At 57.9% G+C, this 16,203-nt stretch carries 28 protein-coding genes; all 28 read right to left on the bottom strand.

What is annotated here, in order from left to right; all coding sequences use genetic code 11:
- Positions 1-4: 4 nt before the first annotated feature.
- Positions 5-2,209 (bottom strand): phage portal protein, encoded by a 2,205-nt coding sequence (locus tag OCV64_RS00645; protein ID WP_262668925.1) that lies wholly within the window; start codon positions 2,207-2,209, stop codon positions 5-7.
- Positions 2,210-2,401, bottom strand: coding sequence for a hypothetical protein (locus tag OCV64_RS00640; RefSeq protein ID WP_262668923.1), 192 nt, complete (start codon positions 2,399-2,401; stop codon positions 2,210-2,212). It lies immediately after the preceding gene.
- 19 nt (positions 2,402-2,420) lie between these two features.
- Positions 2,421-3,863 (bottom strand): terminase, encoded by a 1,443-nt coding sequence (locus OCV64_RS00635; RefSeq protein ID WP_262668921.1) that lies wholly within the window; start codon positions 3,861-3,863, stop codon positions 2,421-2,423.
- Complete coding sequence (locus OCV64_RS00630; RefSeq protein WP_195259665.1) at positions 3,860-4,354, bottom strand: hypothetical protein; 495 nt, start codon at positions 4,352-4,354, stop codon at positions 3,860-3,862. The genes OCV64_RS00635 and OCV64_RS00630 overlap by 4 nt, the downstream gene beginning before the upstream one ends.
- Positions 4,355-4,389: 35 nt before the next feature.
- A complete protein-coding gene (locus OCV64_RS00625; RefSeq protein ID WP_262668920.1) occupies positions 4,390-5,349 on the bottom strand; it encodes a radical SAM protein in 960 nt (319 codons plus the stop codon).
- Positions 5,350-5,353: 4 nt separating this feature from the next.
- Entirely contained in the window at positions 5,354-6,214 is an 861-nt protein-coding gene (locus tag OCV64_RS00620; RefSeq protein WP_262668919.1) for a GREB1-related protein, read from the bottom strand.
- Complete coding sequence (locus OCV64_RS00615) at positions 6,207-6,950, bottom strand: ParB N-terminal domain-containing protein (protein WP_262668918.1); 744 nt, start codon at positions 6,948-6,950, stop codon at positions 6,207-6,209. Before OCV64_RS00615 ends, OCV64_RS00620 begins: the two co-directional genes overlap by 8 nt.
- A gap of 174 nt (positions 6,951-7,124) precedes the next feature.
- On the bottom strand, positions 7,125-7,646 hold the full coding sequence (locus tag OCV64_RS00610; RefSeq protein ID WP_195259669.1) for a hypothetical protein: 522 nt from the start codon (positions 7,644-7,646) through the stop codon (positions 7,125-7,127).
- A gap of 72 nt (positions 7,647-7,718) precedes the next feature.
- Positions 7,719-8,003, bottom strand: a complete 285-nt coding sequence (locus tag OCV64_RS00605) for a hypothetical protein (RefSeq protein ID WP_262668917.1) — start codon at positions 8,001-8,003, stop codon at positions 7,719-7,721.
- The gene (locus OCV64_RS00600; protein WP_262668915.1) at positions 8,000-8,467 is read right to left on the bottom strand and encodes a DUF2829 domain-containing protein; all 468 of its coding nucleotides are present in this window, start codon (positions 8,465-8,467) and stop codon (positions 8,000-8,002) included. The genes OCV64_RS00605 and OCV64_RS00600 overlap by 4 nt, the downstream gene beginning before the upstream one ends.
- A gap of 2 nt (positions 8,468-8,469) precedes the next feature.
- Positions 8,470-8,709: a hypothetical protein gene (locus tag OCV64_RS00595; protein ID WP_262668914.1), complete on the bottom strand. Its 240-nt coding sequence runs from the start codon at positions 8,707-8,709 to the stop codon at positions 8,470-8,472.
- Positions 8,706-8,957 (bottom strand): hypothetical protein, encoded by a 252-nt coding sequence (locus tag OCV64_RS00590; RefSeq protein ID WP_262668913.1) that lies wholly within the window; start codon positions 8,955-8,957, stop codon positions 8,706-8,708. The genes OCV64_RS00595 and OCV64_RS00590 overlap by 4 nt, the downstream gene beginning before the upstream one ends.
- Before the next feature lie 15 nt (positions 8,958-8,972).
- Positions 8,973-9,257, bottom strand: a complete 285-nt coding sequence (locus OCV64_RS00585) for a hypothetical protein (RefSeq protein ID WP_262668912.1) — start codon at positions 9,255-9,257, stop codon at positions 8,973-8,975.
- Positions 9,251-9,787: a Holliday junction resolvase RecU gene (locus tag OCV64_RS00580; RefSeq protein ID WP_262668911.1), complete on the bottom strand. Its 537-nt coding sequence runs from the start codon at positions 9,785-9,787 to the stop codon at positions 9,251-9,253. Before OCV64_RS00580 ends, OCV64_RS00585 begins: the two co-directional genes overlap by 7 nt.
- A gap of 4 nt (positions 9,788-9,791) precedes the next feature.
- Complete coding sequence (locus OCV64_RS00575) at positions 9,792-10,145, bottom strand: hypothetical protein (protein WP_262668909.1); 354 nt, start codon at positions 10,143-10,145, stop codon at positions 9,792-9,794.
- A gap of 14 nt (positions 10,146-10,159) precedes the next feature.
- Complete coding sequence (locus OCV64_RS00570) at positions 10,160-10,366, bottom strand: hypothetical protein (RefSeq protein ID WP_262668908.1); 207 nt, start codon at positions 10,364-10,366, stop codon at positions 10,160-10,162.
- Positions 10,363-12,177, bottom strand: a complete 1,815-nt coding sequence (locus OCV64_RS00565; protein ID WP_262668907.1) for a DNA cytosine methyltransferase — start codon at positions 12,175-12,177, stop codon at positions 10,363-10,365. Before OCV64_RS00565 ends, OCV64_RS00570 begins: the two co-directional genes overlap by 4 nt.
- The gene (locus tag OCV64_RS00560) at positions 12,174-12,563 is read right to left on the bottom strand and encodes a hypothetical protein (protein WP_262668905.1); all 390 of its coding nucleotides are present in this window, start codon (positions 12,561-12,563) and stop codon (positions 12,174-12,176) included. Before OCV64_RS00560 ends, OCV64_RS00565 begins: the two co-directional genes overlap by 4 nt.
- Entirely contained in the window at positions 12,560-12,823 is a 264-nt protein-coding gene (locus tag OCV64_RS00555; RefSeq protein ID WP_262668903.1) for a hypothetical protein, read from the bottom strand. Before OCV64_RS00555 ends, OCV64_RS00560 begins: the two co-directional genes overlap by 4 nt.
- Positions 12,820-13,002: a hypothetical protein gene (locus OCV64_RS00550; RefSeq protein ID WP_262668902.1), complete on the bottom strand. Its 183-nt coding sequence runs from the start codon at positions 13,000-13,002 to the stop codon at positions 12,820-12,822. Before OCV64_RS00550 ends, OCV64_RS00555 begins: the two co-directional genes overlap by 4 nt.
- Positions 12,992-13,180 (bottom strand): hypothetical protein, encoded by a 189-nt coding sequence (locus OCV64_RS00545; protein WP_262668901.1) that lies wholly within the window; start codon positions 13,178-13,180, stop codon positions 12,992-12,994. Before OCV64_RS00545 ends, OCV64_RS00550 begins: the two co-directional genes overlap by 11 nt.
- Positions 13,165-13,980: a phage Gp37/Gp68 family protein gene (locus OCV64_RS00540; RefSeq protein WP_262668899.1), complete on the bottom strand. Its 816-nt coding sequence runs from the start codon at positions 13,978-13,980 to the stop codon at positions 13,165-13,167. The genes OCV64_RS00545 and OCV64_RS00540 overlap by 16 nt, the downstream gene beginning before the upstream one ends.
- Before the next feature lie 2 nt (positions 13,981-13,982).
- Positions 13,983-14,192, bottom strand: a complete 210-nt coding sequence (locus OCV64_RS00535; protein ID WP_262668898.1) for a hypothetical protein — start codon at positions 14,190-14,192, stop codon at positions 13,983-13,985.
- Positions 14,173-14,397, bottom strand: a complete 225-nt coding sequence (locus OCV64_RS00530; RefSeq protein ID WP_262668897.1) for a hypothetical protein — start codon at positions 14,395-14,397, stop codon at positions 14,173-14,175. Before OCV64_RS00530 ends, OCV64_RS00535 begins: the two co-directional genes overlap by 20 nt.
- Positions 14,394-14,732, bottom strand: a complete 339-nt coding sequence (locus OCV64_RS00525) for a nucleoside triphosphate pyrophosphohydrolase family protein (protein WP_262668896.1) — start codon at positions 14,730-14,732, stop codon at positions 14,394-14,396. The genes OCV64_RS00530 and OCV64_RS00525 overlap by 4 nt, the downstream gene beginning before the upstream one ends.
- 2 nt (positions 14,733-14,734) lie before the next feature.
- Positions 14,735-14,932 carry a hypothetical protein gene (locus tag OCV64_RS00520; RefSeq protein ID WP_262668895.1) on the bottom strand — a complete coding sequence of 66 codons (198 nt, stop codon included), beginning with the start codon at positions 14,930-14,932 and terminating at the stop codon, positions 14,735-14,737.
- A gap of 10 nt (positions 14,933-14,942) precedes the next feature.
- Positions 14,943-15,221, bottom strand: a complete 279-nt coding sequence (locus OCV64_RS00515) for a hypothetical protein (RefSeq protein ID WP_262668894.1) — start codon at positions 15,219-15,221, stop codon at positions 14,943-14,945.
- Positions 15,222-15,239: 18 nt separating this feature from the next.
- The gene (locus OCV64_RS00510) at positions 15,240-16,202 is read right to left on the bottom strand and encodes a hypothetical protein (RefSeq protein WP_262668893.1); all 963 of its coding nucleotides are present in this window, start codon (positions 16,200-16,202) and stop codon (positions 15,240-15,242) included.
- Position 16,203: the final 1 nt, after the last annotated feature.

Below are 16,203 nucleotides of genomic sequence, written 5' to 3'. Positions count from 1 at the left end.
TCCATCATTCGTAAGTCAGGAAGCAGTGGCAGTTGACCACCTCTGCAGGGTCATCACAATCAGGGTCGCATGGATAGCGGCACCCGTTCTCGAACTTCCCATCAATGGGGCACCGCTTCCCGTTCAGCCTCTTGTGGCTATCACGGGCCACGGCCATATTGGTGACGTGCCATATTTTCCACTCAGCCCCGGCCCTTCTCATCATGTCATGGCTCCCGGTGAGGAGGCTGCTGTTGCACTCCTGGGAGGCAATGGTCCGGGCCCGTGCGCTGGTGGTCTGCATCTCCTCTTGGATTTGGGAGGCAATCGTGGCCCTGCTGTCCCCGTGCTCCAGGCCAGAGGAGACAATACGGGCGATTTCCTTCTGGGTGGTTTCCGTGATATTCTTCACCCTGACGCCGCCCCTCAGCTTGGCGGTAGACAACAGCTCCGGCCTCTGAATAGCCTGAAGGCCGTACACCCTGGACGCTACCTCTGCGCCCTTGGCGTAGCTCTCCTTCCAGAGAGGGTCGAAGATGGAAGCCAGGACAGCAGCCTCTCCGGGCCAGTCGATGAGCCCCAGCACGAAGTTGTCTACCCGCTGGGCTCTCTCAGCCTCGTCGAGCTTCATCCAGGCCCCGGACGGGTCCACATCATACTCGGGGACACCATCCAGCAGAATGTCCCACACGGTCCTTTCGGCCTTCTCAGTGCCGCCCATGGCGGCGGTGATCCGGTTGGACTGCTCCCGGAAGAACTTCGCCGTTGCAATCTCGAACCGGCGGCTCTCCTCCCGCTCGGCCTGGAGGAGGGCACGCTGGGCGGCCTGGACCAGGGAGGCCTTTTTCTCCTCTGGTGTGGGCCGCTTCTTCCCGTCGGTGATTTCCACCGCCGTATCGCCCCCTACGTCAACGCCTGAGCCCTGGATGGGGTCGCCCCCTTGTGTTATCTCTATGTCCTCGCTTCCGCTCTCCTGGAGCGGCGGAGCGCCGTCTGCATACTGGAGGTTGGCGGCGGCAACGGAGAGGGCGGCGGGGTCGTCATCCTCATGGACGAACACGTCAGAGAAGGTGGTCTTGTAGACATCTCCACCCACAGGTGCCGGGGGCATACCCAGCTTCTCGCGGGCCTCGTCCTTGGTAAGCAGACCAGCGTTCCAGCCATCCAGACCCACAGCCTTGTCGAACTCCTGGTTGCGGGGTACGATGTCCTCATACCGCCATATCAGGTCGGGGCCGAACATCGGGAGGAGCTGCTTGTTGATGGCCTCCTCCCGGCGCTTCAGCCTCGGCATAAGGACATTCTGGGCATAGATATACTGAGCGGCCTCAGAGGTGGCCCTGTTGCTGCTCTCAGTAATGCCCATAATTTCACGGGGGACCCCGAAATGCTCCAGCACGGCGTCCCGGATGAAGATACGGCCATTCACCATGTCCATGTCCTTCATGGTGTCCCCGATTTTGTTCACAATCACCTCGCCGTTGACGGTGGCAACACCGTGGGAATTGAAGTGACCTCTGAACCGCTCCAGCCATTCAGCCCGGAAACGCTTTCGCTGTTCCTCAGTAGACTTTGGCATGGAGATGACCAGGTTGGGGGTGGCGTCATTGAAGAAGAACCGCTTCTGGAACTTAGCAGCATATTCGTCTGTCTCAATCTCATCCGCCAGGGCCTCAGACTGCCCCAGGCCCCGCCGGAACGGGTCGTAGGGGTTGAGGTCCTTCATCACGAACATATCATCCACAGACACCTGCATGAGGGTCCCGGAGGTAGCCCGTACTGTGTAATAGGGGTGGTCGAGGTATGGGGTCATCTGGACCCAATGCACGGGAACAGGCCACAGCTCCACAGGCCGACCGAACATATCCTTCTCGATAATGAAATAGCCCTCTCCTTTGAGGGCGAGGTAGATTTCCAGCAGCCGCCAGAGGGCGGCGTTGCTCATTTCGTGCAGAGGGTTTGGGTTGTCCCAGAACTCCAGGAAGGGATGTTCGTCAAGCTCCTGTTCCTCTCCATCCCTCCCAATTCGGTACAGTTTCCCGGCGGCAGCAGAGAGATCCGACGCAATGCGCTCCACCACAGCCAGCCGTGGGTTGGTCCTGAATGCCTGTACCCATTCCTCAGTATTTCTCTCAGGGGGAGTGGACCACCGGGGGACCATAAAGCCGCCCTCTCTGTACGGGCGGGATGCGGCCCCCTGGGGACTTCTCCACCTATCCCAAAATGCCATTTACTCCTCGACCCCCTTCTTCTGCCGGGGGCGGGGTTTCCTCCAGGTCACTTGGGAGACAGCAGGGGCGGTGGATTTGCCGGCGTTGGTTCTGGCTCTCCACAGCCGGCGGGCGTCCTTTACGTTCTCGGCCCGGACAAACTTCATCGGGAGGCCCTTGCCTCCCACAAGATACCCGTTCAACTTTTTCACGGTGTTTTCCTCCTCGATGTTAAAATTCAAGGCTCCAGTCGCTCACAACGGGGTCATGGAGGGCCAGGGCCAGAGCATCGGCCATATCCGGGGATGACAGGCCCCGTTTTTTCATGGCCTCCTTTCGCTCCAGCTCAATCCGTCCAGAGCTGTTCACGGAATACTTTCGGTTTGATAGCTGGCTAATTTGCACGTCGCTATACCAGAGGTGAAGGCTGCCAGTCCGCAACGCCTCACGCACAGCTCCCCACATGAGCCCGGTACTGTTCTGATATTCGATAGGGTCATCATCAGCAATCCGTCCACCTTCACCCCCGAAGTGGCACTCCAGGACCTCCAGGTGGAATGGAGGGGGGATTTTATCCGGGTCCTCATCCTCATACCTGGATGCCCGGTCAACCTCCACAGCTTCTATGATTTCCTCCTTTTGCTCAGCAAGCCGGTCGTACACCCCCACACCCAGGCCGTCACAGTCCACTTTGACATAGATGGCAGCCCATTCATGGGCCAGGGCATAGGCCTTGATTGCCTGGACAGCTCTCCCGGCAAGCTCCATCGTGTCGTTGTGGTGGTAGACCTGGGGCTGGTCCTGTACGGTCTTATCAAGCACAGGGGACAACACACTGCTGTCATCTCCATATCGGGCAACGTCAATTCCAATGTCTACCCTCAGGACCCGCTCAATGTCTGGGGCCTCTCCCTCGCTGGCCTTCTCAGCCCACTCCATAGCAATGAAACTGTCAGGAAGTGCCTTCGGGAACTCTCCAGCCACACGGACCCGGAAAACGTCGCTGTCCTCCCCGAACATCTCAATGATGGTTCGGATGAACTCCTCATCTACCCGGCTGCTGTTCCGGCCATCAATGTGGAGGGTGCTGTACTGCGCCCGGTTCTTGTGGTGGCTATCATAGAAAAAGCCGGTGATTTTAGTAGGGTTCCCGCACATAACCAGGCGGGCCCCCTCGGTGGAGAGGGCGCCCAGGACAGGCTCGAAAATATCATCCCGGACGCCGGAGGCCTCGTCGATGATATAGAGCACATGGTCAGCATGGAAGCCCTGGAGGGCGTCGGGCTTGCTGGCGGTCCGGGCTACCGCAAACCATTCTTCCGGGTAGCCCCTCATATAGACCTTTTCGCGGGTCCAGATAAGGTCGTTGCTCAGTACGGGGTTGGACCTCAACCATTTGGCGATTTCAGCCCACAGAATGTCCCAGAGCTGGTGCTGAGTGGGGGCTGTGCATGGTATCTTGGGGAAGGGCCTGGTTGCCAGAAACCAGATAACGGCCCAGCTCTCCACAGCAGACTTGCCGATGCCGTGGCCGGACCGAACAGAGGTCATAGGATACTTGGCAATGGAGTTGAGTATGTCCCGCTGGTTGGGGTCAGGCTTTGCCCGGATGATGTCCTCCACAAAGTCCACAGGGTTGTCCGCATAGTACAGGATTGCCTCCGGGTCTATCATTCATCGTCACCGCCCGTCTGCTCACGTTTGAGCCGCATTTGGTAGGCTGCCTGGATAGCATCAGCCAGGGACGCCTTCTGCTCGTCTGCGGCCACGGTGCGCTCGTCCATGGCCTTCTCATGCTGGAACTTCTCCCGGGACAGCTTCAGCTCATCCCGGCGGAGCTGGATGGACGGGTCCTCTCCCAGCAGCTCCCGGCAGAAGGCGGCAGCCTTGACATTGCCCTTCATGGCCTGGTTGAGCATAGCCACCATGACGGCGGTTTGGTATGTGGCATCATCCGTGTCAACGCCCAGCAGAGCCAGTTTTTGCTTCAGCTCCTTGGAGGTGATAGGGAGGTCAAACAGCATTTTGGCGGTGGCCTTCATGGTCCGTTTCTTCCGGCGGGCAGCTCCAGAGGCCTTCCCAGCTTTGGAAGCCAGTTCCCTCCGTTCGTCCTCGGTTCGCTCATTGAAGGGGATAAGGTTCTGCTCGTTGTTCTGATGGGCCACTCTCACCACCTCTCGTTCCTTGGTCAGGTGCCCGCTCAGATGAAGCAGACATCTTTACGCTCGGCCATAGTCCGGGCTACAAAAGCATTGGGAGCGGTCATCCGGCAGGGTATGTCACAGGTCCGCATATCAGTTACGGCGGCGGCCTTCTTTTCCAGAATATCCTCATCAAGCACATGGCCGATGACCTGATAGGGCTTGTGGCAGCAGTACATGACCTCGCCTCGCTCATTCAGGGCGATTTGGGCCCAGGAAGCAACGCAAGAGGTTTCCTGCGTCCCCAGCAGGTGCCACTTGAAGTTGAGCACCACGCGAGGGTCTTGAGCGGCCAGCTCATTCACGGCCCGGATAATACTGGAGGCGATGACCTTCCCAGCTTCCCCAGAATACGCCTTGCCCCAGGTGCTTTCCTTGGGACGGAATACCATGTAATCGACCTTCAGCCCATGGTTGGCCTGGTAGAACTTCAGAACGTCCCCCACGCTCTCCACCACGCACTGGACCCCCAGGGAGGTGCCGGGGCTGTGCTCCTCCTTCCAGGAGGCATAACGCTGGATATTCTCCCGGACGGTATCGTAGCGCCTCACCCCCCGGCGCCATTCGTAGCTATCCTCGTCCCACCCATCCAGGCTGACCTTCAGATAGTCGGGTTTGATGAAGTGCAGCTCATTGAAGTTGGTGTTGACGCCATAATGAAGCCCCTGGCTCTCCAGCCATCCAGCAATGGCGGGAAAGTCAGGGGCAACCGTGGGTTCCCCTCCTCCAGTGAGGATAAAGCCCAGCACTCCGAGGGCCCTCAGCCGCTCGGTATAGGTTTTGAACTCGGCCAGGGTCATGGAATAGGCCCCGCCCTCCAGGTCCCACCGCCTGTATGTGCAGTAGGGACATCGGTTGTTGCAGTAGTTCGTCAGGAAGATGTCGGCAGTAATGGGCCGGTGATCTCCGGCCACCCTTCCAATATGGGCCAGCATCTTATCGCCAGCTATGCCCTGCATGAAGCTATCTCTCCTTTCGGTATTTCTCGTTCAGTATCTTGGGGACGCAGCACTCCCAGTCGATGCGGTGGTGTATCCGGCTGTTCTTGCTGTACATCATCCCGACCTTGATACAGGACGGCATGGACATGACTGAATAGAAGGTTTTCAGGTATGTCCCGCTCTCCCGGTAGGCAGCCGTCATGCCGCCGCCCAGGGATTGTGTGGGGATTTGGATGATATGGACATCAACGAAGGTGAAGAACAGCTCCCCGCGGCTCCCCAAGGTGGTGTAGGTGGTCACGTCCTCGTTCATGGTCCCCCGGAACTGGATGGGGCGGTCCACTCTGCAAAAGAAGCTGTTCATGGCCTTACGGAGGAGGCGCTTCTTGAAGTTCCCGCCCCTCAGGCCTCCGATAAAGTCACCGCCCTGGGCAAAGGCCACGGTTGCGGCCCCGGAAGCGTCCAGGAAGCCCAGCATGGCCTCGAAAATCCTCTCCAGGGTCTTTCCCCTGGGGGTCTTGGAGGCCAGCTTCTTCCCTTCAGGGAAACGAAACAGGAAGTCGCTGTAATCGTCATCCAACATGAGGAAGTATTTCAGGCCCAGGTCCCGCGCGATACGGAAGCTCTCATTGCGGGCATACAGGATGGCCCGGTGCTCATCCAGATTGTCCATGGTGTCCGCTCGGTCCACGGCTTCCTGCTTGCAGAACGTGACGATGTGCTCCTCTCCGAAGTTCCGGCGGTAGTCATCGGCCATATCGTCCTCGTCATCAATGACCATGTACCACTTCCCGGAATACCCCTGCCGCTGAAGGGTTTTCATGGTGACCACGTTATCGGCTCTCCCATGGGTCAGGATGAGCACGGCAAAGTCATCACGCATCGTCCCCAGCCTCCCCCATAGCGTCCAGGACCTCACCCATGAGGGTGGCATAGCCATTGGCAATGGCATTGTCCACGTCGATGATGACCAAGGCCGACTTCTCCATGAGTTCCTGCATCTCCGGGGATGCGTGGGCGTAATACTCAGCTATCAGGCCATAGTTGAAAACCGTGTGCCGGCCGGCGGCCCGCAGCAGGAAGCCCTTCTCCTCCTTGCTCAGGCCGGAGGCCTCAATCTCGGCTATGAGGTCATCGGTCTTATCGGCGTCATAGAGCTGGGAGAGGGAGGGCTTCGCCCCGGTGGGCTCATACTGGGGGACGTTCGTGGCCGTGGTGTAGGGATTATCCTCCAGCTCGTCGGCAAGGTCGCTCTCCTCATCCCCGAAACCGAATAGGGTCATGTCGATGTCTTCAATCTCGGCCAGCTCCTGGGCCAGAAGGTCCTCGTTCCAGTCTGCCAGCTCCGCCGTCTTATTATCAGCCAGCCGGAAAGCTCTGATCTGCTCGTCGCTCAGGTCATCGGCCACGATGCAAGGGACCTTCTCCAGGCCCAGCTTTTTGGCAGCCTTGTGTCTGGTGTGACCGGCTACGATGACCCCCTGGGCATCTATCACGATTGGGACCTTGAAGCCAAACTCCTTGATGGAGGAGGCCACAGCGTCCACGGCCTGGTCGTTGTCCCTGGGGTTATTTTCGTATGGGGTAATCTCGTCCAGCCTTTTCCATACGATGTCCACAGCTATACCTCCTTTTCCGGGCTCAGAAATAGCACACAGCGGCAGAAAGGCCTTCGGGCTTTCTGCCGCTGTGTGCTATTTCTCTATTGTCTGAGATTATATCACAGTAAATTGCACCAGTCTATTGCATCTTTTTTGCACCGATAAATTGCACGGAAGGGGCACCGAGGAGGCCTATCGAACAGCCTCAGCCCCGTAAAGCCAAACAGCCATACGCTGCACCAGCCGCTTGCGGTTCCGCCATACGGTGGAGGTATCACAGTGCAGCCCATCGGCCACGGCATCGTCGGGCAGATTTTTGAAATAGCGGCCAGGGATAACGGGGTAATACTCATCCTCCTGGACGGTCCGCAGGGCCCCGTGGAGTGCGTCGATTTCATACTTATCGGAGGCAATCTTGGCTTCCAGGTCAATGACCTGGGCCTCGAATATCTCCTCCTTGGTCAGGCGCACCCCCGTCTTGAAGAAGCGGGTAATGCTCTTATCGCGCTCCCTGGGCCCGTAGGCCTTCAGCTCGGCCAGCTTCTCCAGGTCATCCCTGTATTTCAGCTCCAGCGTGGGGAGGCCGTACAGACGGCGCTCGGTGGCTTTGAAGGCGTCCTTTGCGGACCTCTCAGCAGACTGGCGGCCAGCTTCAACGGCCCGCCGGATGATTTCCTCCACGCTATTCTGTTCAACGGTCTTTCGGCTCCCCATTGACTATGTGCCCCCTTCGTGGTATAGTTTCCTTGCCACAGGTCGTTCCCTCCTCGGAGGGGGCGGCTTTTTTTATTCCTCCGGGGCCTTTCCAGCTCCACCCACGATGACCCTGAAGGAGGCCCGGAACTTCCTGGCCTTACGGTCATCAGCTTTGTCCTTGGCCTCCTTCGAGTGCTCAGACATCTTGTAGTGCTCACAGTTCAGGCGCTTCGTATGGACAGCTCCGGGAATAGACCCTATGAACATGATACAAGCGTCGCAGTAATAGCAAGGGAAAGAGGCCTCGCCGGGCCTGGTGTTCAGGCTCTCCCCATTATTGGCACAGGTGAGACAGAGGCAGTTTTGGCAGCTCATTCTACGATGGTCCAGTCATCCGCCAGCATATCAGCTTGGGAGGCCAGCCACCCCATCTGGACGCCAGAGGTCCCGACAAAGGCAAAAGCGTGGTTCCCGATAGCCTCATGGTTGGCATTGACGGTTTCCCCGCCGGGGGGGGTATAGGAGATTGCGGACGCCAGCTCCACATACTGGCCCTTTCCGTTCCACCCCTTGCGGGCAATGCGTTTGCCCTTCCGGGCAGCCTCGATTGCAAGGCCGAAGTTCATGTGCTCAGTGGGGCGGTACGCCTCCTGGAAGGCCTCCAGGGGGCTCCAGCTCTCGTATCCGTCAGGGTAGCGGACCCTGTACCCGTCCTCCACCTCAGCAAAATTGGTGAAGGCCTCCCGCGCATCAGTGGTGATTTGGTAGTCGCCCCCAGGGTTCCGCACACGGTATGCGGGCTCAGCCTCAATGAGCTTGGTTCCGATGTACTGTTTCATGGTCAATCGTCCTTTCTGAAAATATCCACCAGCCGTTGCCAGAGGCCCCGGTGGGCGGTCTCCACACTAAAGGCAGGGGCAGGGGCAGGCTCCGGGAGACGTGCCCACAGAGCGTCAATGACCTCGGCCCGCTTTCTTTCCTCCAGGGGGCGCGCTGGAACGAGCCCCATATAGGCAATGCCCTCCAGTTCCGACACCCGGCGCTCCAGGGCCCGGAGGCGCTTTTCCCGACGTGCGCTCACTTCTTCGCCACCTCCACCATGAGGTCCATCAACCGCTCCTTGGCCTGCTTCAGGGCTCGAAGGTTCTGCTTGGCCTTCTTCACGGTCTCAGGCATGGCCGCTTTCATGGCAGGGTGCAGGCTCTCCAGGATGGCAGAGGCGGCAGGGTTGGGGTGGGCCTGGGCCTCAGCCGAGGCAATCATCCTGTCGAGCTCCTGAAGCAGCTCCCCGTCGCTCATCTTCTCCGGCTTCTTCTCTCTGAACTTCATGTTCCCTTTTCCTCCTCATTTTTCTGGCATTTCAAATGTCTTGGGCGGTTCAAACAGTATCGGCTGAACATAGCCACCAGGCTTGGAATAGATAGGACCACCCTCGCATTTGAAATACTTCGCATTCTCTACCGCAATTTCATGGATAACTTCCATTGCCCGTTCCGCATTGGCATACTCCCCAATCGAGGTCTTGGTTCCATTGGTGTCAACAGACACCACCTCCGCCCCAGCATTAAAGATACGGACAATGTGCTCCACATTGAGGATTGTGTTCTTGTTCTGGGATACTATCAGCATTTTCTCTCCTCCAGTCCCTCCAGGAACAGCAGGACCCCAGGGCCCCCTATGGGGACCCGGAAGGGCTCTGCCTCCTGGACTGTCATATATTTGTGCCCATATAGGGCCCTCATGCTCCGCCACACTTCCCACGGAACTCTGAAAAAATCTCTGCCAGAAAAGGAGCACACCACAAAGGCAGCAGCTCCGTAGGTGAAGGCTCTCTCCAAACGCTCAGCCTGTTCAGGGGTCACACGGTCCTGCTCCATTCTGGGGGTGTCAGTATGCTTGGCTTCAAAGTTGACAGCCCGCCCTCCTCGAAGGAAGCCCTTGAAGTCAGCCTGTGCCTTCTTCACATAGACAGCCACGAAACGGCCAGCTCCCATGTTTTTGAGTGGCTTCATCTCCTCAGGGGTTTTCTCAATGTCGGCCACACCCCGCCCCCTGTAATACTCACAGGCGGACTTTATCAGCTCCTCAAAGTTAGCACCCTGGTGCCGGTTGAGCTGGTTCTGGCGGCGGAGGAGAAGGGCTTTCTCTGTCTTGGTCATGCGCTCACTTCCTTGGCTCGTAGGTTATCTCCGGCAGCCATTCATACCGCTTCTCGAAGGGAATAAACTTCTCGGGAGGGCAGATATTCCGCATGATGGCGTCCATCTTCTCCCTGGCGTAGTCAGCTTCAGCGTTCTTGGTCAGGGCATCAAAGAAGCGGTCATAGTTGGCCTCAACAGCCAGCAACACCCGCATGAGGCGCTTATACCCCAGCACGTCCTTCCCCATCACGGAGGGGTCATTCAGGGCGATTATGAACATATCCGTCATGTACTGCTGATAGGTCTGCTTATAGGCCCGCTCCAGAACATCGTCCCTGACCTTCTGGCGCTTCAGGTATCCACTTTGCTTTGCCATTATGTCCCCCTCCTTCAGTAGGACACAGCCAGGGCCCAGGGGGCGGCCTCGTCAAAGTCGTCATCACTCTTGCAAGGCCACACTTTCATGCCGGCGCTTTCTTCATAACCATCGAAGTGAATCTTCAGGTAAAGTTTGGCCTTTTCCAGAGCTTCCTTCTCGGTCCAGGCCACCACCACGCCGCTGAAGGTCCCGTCGTAAAATCTCCACAAGTTACTCATACCGCCACCGCCTTTTCGAGTTCTTCCATCGTCGTGATGGTCTGGCCGCACCATTCCGGGAGATTGGCCCTGACCAGGGCCGTGGCAAATGGAGGGGGCACGGCGTTCCCACACCTCGCCACCTGCTTTGCCTTCCCATACTCCTTCCCGGTATAGTCCCGGTCTATGATGTAGTCATCTGGGAAGCCGTTGGCCCGGTAGAGCTCCCTGGGGGTCAGCATTCGGAGCCCCACGTCAGCCATAAAATAAAGGCTGCCGGAGATCCGAAACAAGATGACCTCATTCTCCTTCAGGTCATATCCGCAGTATGTGTTCAGCAGCTCCCGGATTTTGGGCCAGTTCTTCAGGTCAGCCACATTGGAAACAGGGACCACAGTAGTTGTTACCAGCCCATGATGGGCACCGCTTGCGGTCACAGTTGACAGCGGACGGCTCATAGGTTCTCCGAACTCATTCCCATAGAACTTTGCCATGTGGGCCATCTGTACGGCATTATGGTCGATGGAGGTCACAGTAGGGAGTGGTTGGGACATTTCTGCCCCTACCACGCCCCCGTAGAACTTAGAGAGGCTGGCAGCCACCACTCCCTCGCGGTCCTTTGCCGTGATGGTGTGCAGGGGCTCCTCGGCACCCTGGCCGGTTGCCGTTCCGTAGTATTTCTCCAGGCAGACAGCAGACAGGCCGTAGCGGTTGGAGGCGTCCACGGTCAGGAGAGGGGCGTCAAGTCCCTGTCCCCTTACTCGCTCCCCCTGCTCCGTGTGGTACTGCACCAGGCTTGCGGATAGGAACATCTGGCCCCCGCCGCCCCCGGTCCTGGCGGTATCCACAGGCTCAGAGACAGGGTGCCCGGTGGAGTTCGTGGTGTTGGTCACGGTCCAGGGGGCCAGCACGGGGGAGGCCACCCCATACCCATGCTTGGCGGTCACAGTCTGAAGGGGCTCTCCAGGGTCCTGCCCCCGGAACTCCCCCGAGTGATTGACCACCACCAGGAAGGGGGAGGCGGTCTTGATGACGAACTTATCCACGCCGCGGGCTACACGGGCCATCGTATTGGGCCGTAGGGGACGCTGTGCGGTAAGGTTATACTTCTCCCGGATACTTTCCTTGGTGTCAAAGATAGAGGGCGTAGGGAGGCTCCAGTCGATGATTTCAGCGGCACTCCTCCACGGCTGTCTCAGCCCAGCCTTTACCTCCGGGCTGTCAGCGGGGGCATGGGTGGGGGTAGGCCACACAATGGGCCGCCCGTCACATCTGGCAATCAGAAAGAACCGCTTGCGGGTGGTAGGGGCTCCATAGTCGGCAGCCACCAGCTCCCGCCACTCCACGGCGTAGCCCAGGTTGCGGAGCTGGTCCAGCCATTTCCTGAAGGTCTGGCCGGTGAGCTTCTTCACGGGCTTTCCCTTGCGGACGGGGCCCCAGGTCTGGAACTCCTCCACATTCTCCAGGATGATGACCCTGGGGCGGACAGTCCCGGCCCACCGCAGCACAATCCAGGCCAGCCCCCGGATGTTCTTGTCCACGGGCTTCCCGCCCTTGGCTTTACTGAAGTGCTTGCAGTCCGGGGAAAACCAGGCAAGCCCAACCTTGCGCCCTCGGCAGACCTCCACAGGGTCCACATCCCATACGCTGGCCTGGTAGTGGGTGGTGTGGGGGTGGTTGGTGCGGTGCATCAGGATTGCGTCCGGGTCATGGTTGATGGCAATATCCACCACCCGTCCTGTCGCCAGCTCTATCCCGGTGGAGGCACCGCCCCCGCCGGCGAAGTTGTCAACGATGATTTCATCGAGAAGGTTAATTTGGCCGGTGCTCATGTGCGGTCCTCCTCTCCCGCAGGAGGGAGGCGGTACACGGTGTATTTTCCTGTTGGGTAATCCAGTGTCTCCCCCTTTACCTCATCCCGGAAAATGTCCTCCATCCCGCAGCCCTCCAGGGTATCAATAGAGTAAATTCGTCCACCAACTACCAGGGCCCACTCGCCACAGTTCTCATTTCCATAGTCAATCCATACCTTGTCATAGTCCATCTTATCAAGGTCAGTCTGTGTCAGCGGCTCGTTTTCTGGAATGGTAACAGATGGTGCCTTGTCGAACAGCTCAATGATGGCATTCGCCCTCTCGTTGGTAGGGTCATCCTCCAGGAGGTCATATACCCCCTCCATGAATGTGTCCCGATAGGCATCGTTGTCATAGAGGTTCACAGGCGTCCACCCCTTCCCAGGTAAGGATTGAAACGGGGGTCCCGGAAGATGTCCAGGGGCTTCCCAGCTTCCATAAATCCAAAATGGACGGAATTAAAGGGCCCCTTGAACTCCTCCAGATAGACAGATGTGCTGCTCTGCCCCATGACGATGTGGGATACCTCGTACTCCTTTCCCTTTTCCAGTCCGCACTTCACGGCCTTCTCTTGGTCGTACTTGGTCCCATTCTCAGGATATAGGAACACAGCTTTGACGCTCATTTGTTGTCTCCCCCTTTCCAGTTTCCGGGCCGGAGGGCGAGCATACGGTCCCGCACCAGCTTGTCAATGACCCGTCCGGTGTTCCTGTATCCCTCCATAGCAGCCAACTTCTCCAGGTTCCCCATGGTCTGAGCAGTGACGAGCACACTCAGGCGGCGGAGGTTTTTCTTATTGCTCACGGGCTACGCCCCCTTTCCAGTATTCAACGAAGTAGGCGTACCTGGTTCCCTTCGGGTTCGGCTTCTCTTTCACCTGTCGGACAGAGTAGCCATTTCGGGCCAGGATAACCACCAGGGTGTCCCGGTCCTCTGCCTTCTCGCACTCAATCCGTGCGGCCTGCATCATCCCTCCGGCCATACCATGCCCTCCGGGTGCTCACGGATAAGTTCCGGGCCCCATACTCCTTTGAGGCTGTCCTTCATAAAAACCTTGGCCCCAGTTAAGGCGGCAGCCTCCACGATTTTCTCCAGCCATTCCCGGCTGGGCTGGTGTTCCCGGCTGCCAGGTCCTGTCATAGCCCCGACGATAATCCAGCGGACACCTCCAAAGCTCCCCAGGCCTGGGTCGATGTCCTCCAGCAGGGGCTCGATGCTCAGGAAGGTGTTGAAGTGGATGCTCTCGGCAAAGGCCGGGGCCCCTTTCCCTGTCACCGTCGTTCCATACCAGAAATTCGGCTCCGCCGGGAGCTTCCCAGCGTTGGCGAGGTCACAATACCGCTGGGGGTTCTTTGTGAGAAACAGATAGGTGTGCTGGGGCGCCCTCTTGCAGGCCTCGAAAACCTCCTGTATCCAGGCATCCGGTACCCACTCCCCGAACAGGTCCCCCATGCTGGACACAAACACCCTGGAGGGGATAAATCGCTTCTCGGGGTAGCTCAGGGTGTAGGTGTAGAAGGTAGGCGCGAAGCCCTTCGGGTACGGCGTGGTCCTAGCATAGTTCTGGACGTCGTCCACCGCGTTGCACGGTGAGTTGGTGACGTAGATGCCGGACCCCTTGGGAAGGTACTCCAGAGGCTCAGGCTCCGGCCTCTCACAGGCATGGGGCGCAAACCGAGAGATGAGGCGCCTGGCATAGCAGTATTCGCATCCATGAAGGCACCCGGTAACGGGGTTCCAGGTATGCGTCGCCCACTCAATTTTCGTTTTATGTAGGTTCATGGTTATTTCTCCTCCGTCATATTCAGCCCGCCGGTATCAAACAGGCTGTATTGGTTCTCAGCCATCTTCCGCTCGGCTTCCTCCTGGCGCATCTTCTGGAGGCAGCATGGCCCGTATCCGTCCCGGAGGCCCTGCTTGCTGGTCAGGAGACCGCCACACCGCTTGCACCGACGGGCGGGGATGGTGAAAACGTCATTCTTCTGCTCGCTCATGTTCTCGCCGCCTTCGACGCGCCATCTCATGGCGAATATCGCTCTGGGCCTCAGCAGCTATGAGGCTATCCTTCAGAAACTTCTCGGCCTTACTGGCTGGAGCCCGGACAAAGGCATCGTATGCCTCGCTCTCCCTGGCTCTCCATTTCTCCAGCTCCTCCAGAAGCTCCTGGTCGGTCATCTCCTCCGGGCTCCTGGGCTTCATTCCCTTTCACCTTTCCTGGTATCCTCGTCCAGGAAGTCCCGAAGGTGCTTCAGCTTCAAGCACTCATCCTCGCTGTTGTCACCGAAGATGACCTCCAGTTGGTTGAGCATGATGGACACATCGGCCCGCTCCTCATTGATGCACTCCAGAATGTCGCCCAGGTCCCCGTGGCCGAAGTCCTTGTAGCGGATATACTTCAGAAGGGCCTTGGTGAGCTCGGCCATCTCCTCAACGGCCTGGAGGATTTGGGCCTTTTCCCCAAAATGCTCCACGGCCTCCTCGTAAAGGGCCATCTCCCGCTGCTCCGGGGTCATCTCAGCAATTTCAAATTCCATCGTCATTTCCTCCCGTTCTTGGTCTTGTTGGTTTTAGCTTTAGGCAGGACCTGACCACAACGGTCCGGCCCATTCAGGCAGGGATTTTTGCAGGTCCCATTATTCCGCGGATTAAATCCGCAGTCAGCGCAGCAGACATTTCCCCGCCGGCGGTCACAGTTGAAGATAGTACAGCCTCGTGGATAAAGTCGTTTTCCCATACTCGGCCCCCTACTTCTGAAGGCTTCTCACACAATCCCTGGCGGTATCCAGGGCGTCCAGAGCCTCCTCGATTGCTTCATCGGAGCGGCGGGCCTCAGCTTGGATTTTCTCCAGAAGGTACTCGGTCAGGCTTCCGGGCTCGACCTCTAGGGCCTCCGCTTGGCACCCAGGATGGTCAGTATTGTACTGGTCTATTCGGTCTTTCAAGGTATCTTCGTCCCACTCCTTAGGTGCCATGTGGTGGCGGACAATGGCCCCGTCCTTACGGTAGTAAATCAACAGCGGCATGGTCTTTCCTCCTCGCCTTCAAAATAGCCGGTAATTTATTCCTCCGTCCTCCAGCATGGACCACAGGAAACGCTCCCCAGGCCATATCAGCCCCTCATCTTCCAGTTGGAAACGCTCGTCGTAGTCATGGACCGTCTTTCCATCTGGCTTGAATGAAACCGGGCTGTCAGTGTCCCATTTCAGCAACAGCGCCCAGAGCTTTGGATAATCCTTCCGAAGTTGCCGGAGCTGGTTCACGCCTTGGTTATGGCACATCCAGCACCCATCCCTGCAGCTAGTTTCGTATGATGGGGAGAGGATACCGTTGTACTTACAGTACAAGCCGCATAGCTCCTCCTCAATGCCGAACTCTACCAGTGGAGCTCTCTTCCGCTCGTTCAACTGCCCAAACCGCCCAGGCTCATCAGCAGCTATTCCAAGGTATTCCACAATATTTTTACGGTCCCTTGCAGCGGGGCTTTCTAAAAACCTGGTTTTGAGTTTCTGGCACCGGGTTCCTTTATTTGTGAAGCTGACAGGAAACCCGGTGATACTATCCGTCCTAAACCACGGCTTATGGATGGAAACTCTTTTATCCTTTACGTTCCTCTTTAGGTCCGATTGGCACCAAGGCCCCCACAAGGTAGGAAAGCCCAGGATTTTCCCGTTTTTTGCGCTTTCCGCATTTTTGCGCTTCGGAACTCGATAAAAAAGTTTCTCGTAGGTCACTTTCTCACCGTTTCGCATGGCGCATAGGTGCTCCACCTCGATGTGGTACTTCCTCCAGATAAACTCGTCCGCCTGTTCTTTGAAGGCCACCATCTTCGGGTGCTCACCGCGGATTGTATCCGTGGCCCAAACGTCCGTCGTTGTAATGCGGTCCAGGGGGAGGCCCCTAGTTACAATGACATCGAGCATTTTTAGGCTATCTTTCCCGTGGCTTATCCGGGCAATGTACTGGAGCTGGCTCTGGTCAATATGTAGGCTGTCTTTTCGTTTCATC

Origin of the sequence: Muriventricola aceti (assembly GCF_025567565.1) — a bacterium.
In the GTDB taxonomy this organism is placed as follows: domain Bacteria; phylum Bacillota; class Clostridia; order Oscillospirales; family Oscillospiraceae; genus Lawsonibacter; species Lawsonibacter aceti.
Note: the sequence above shows the minus strand (reverse complement) of the source record. Positions and strands in the feature narration are given on the sequence as shown.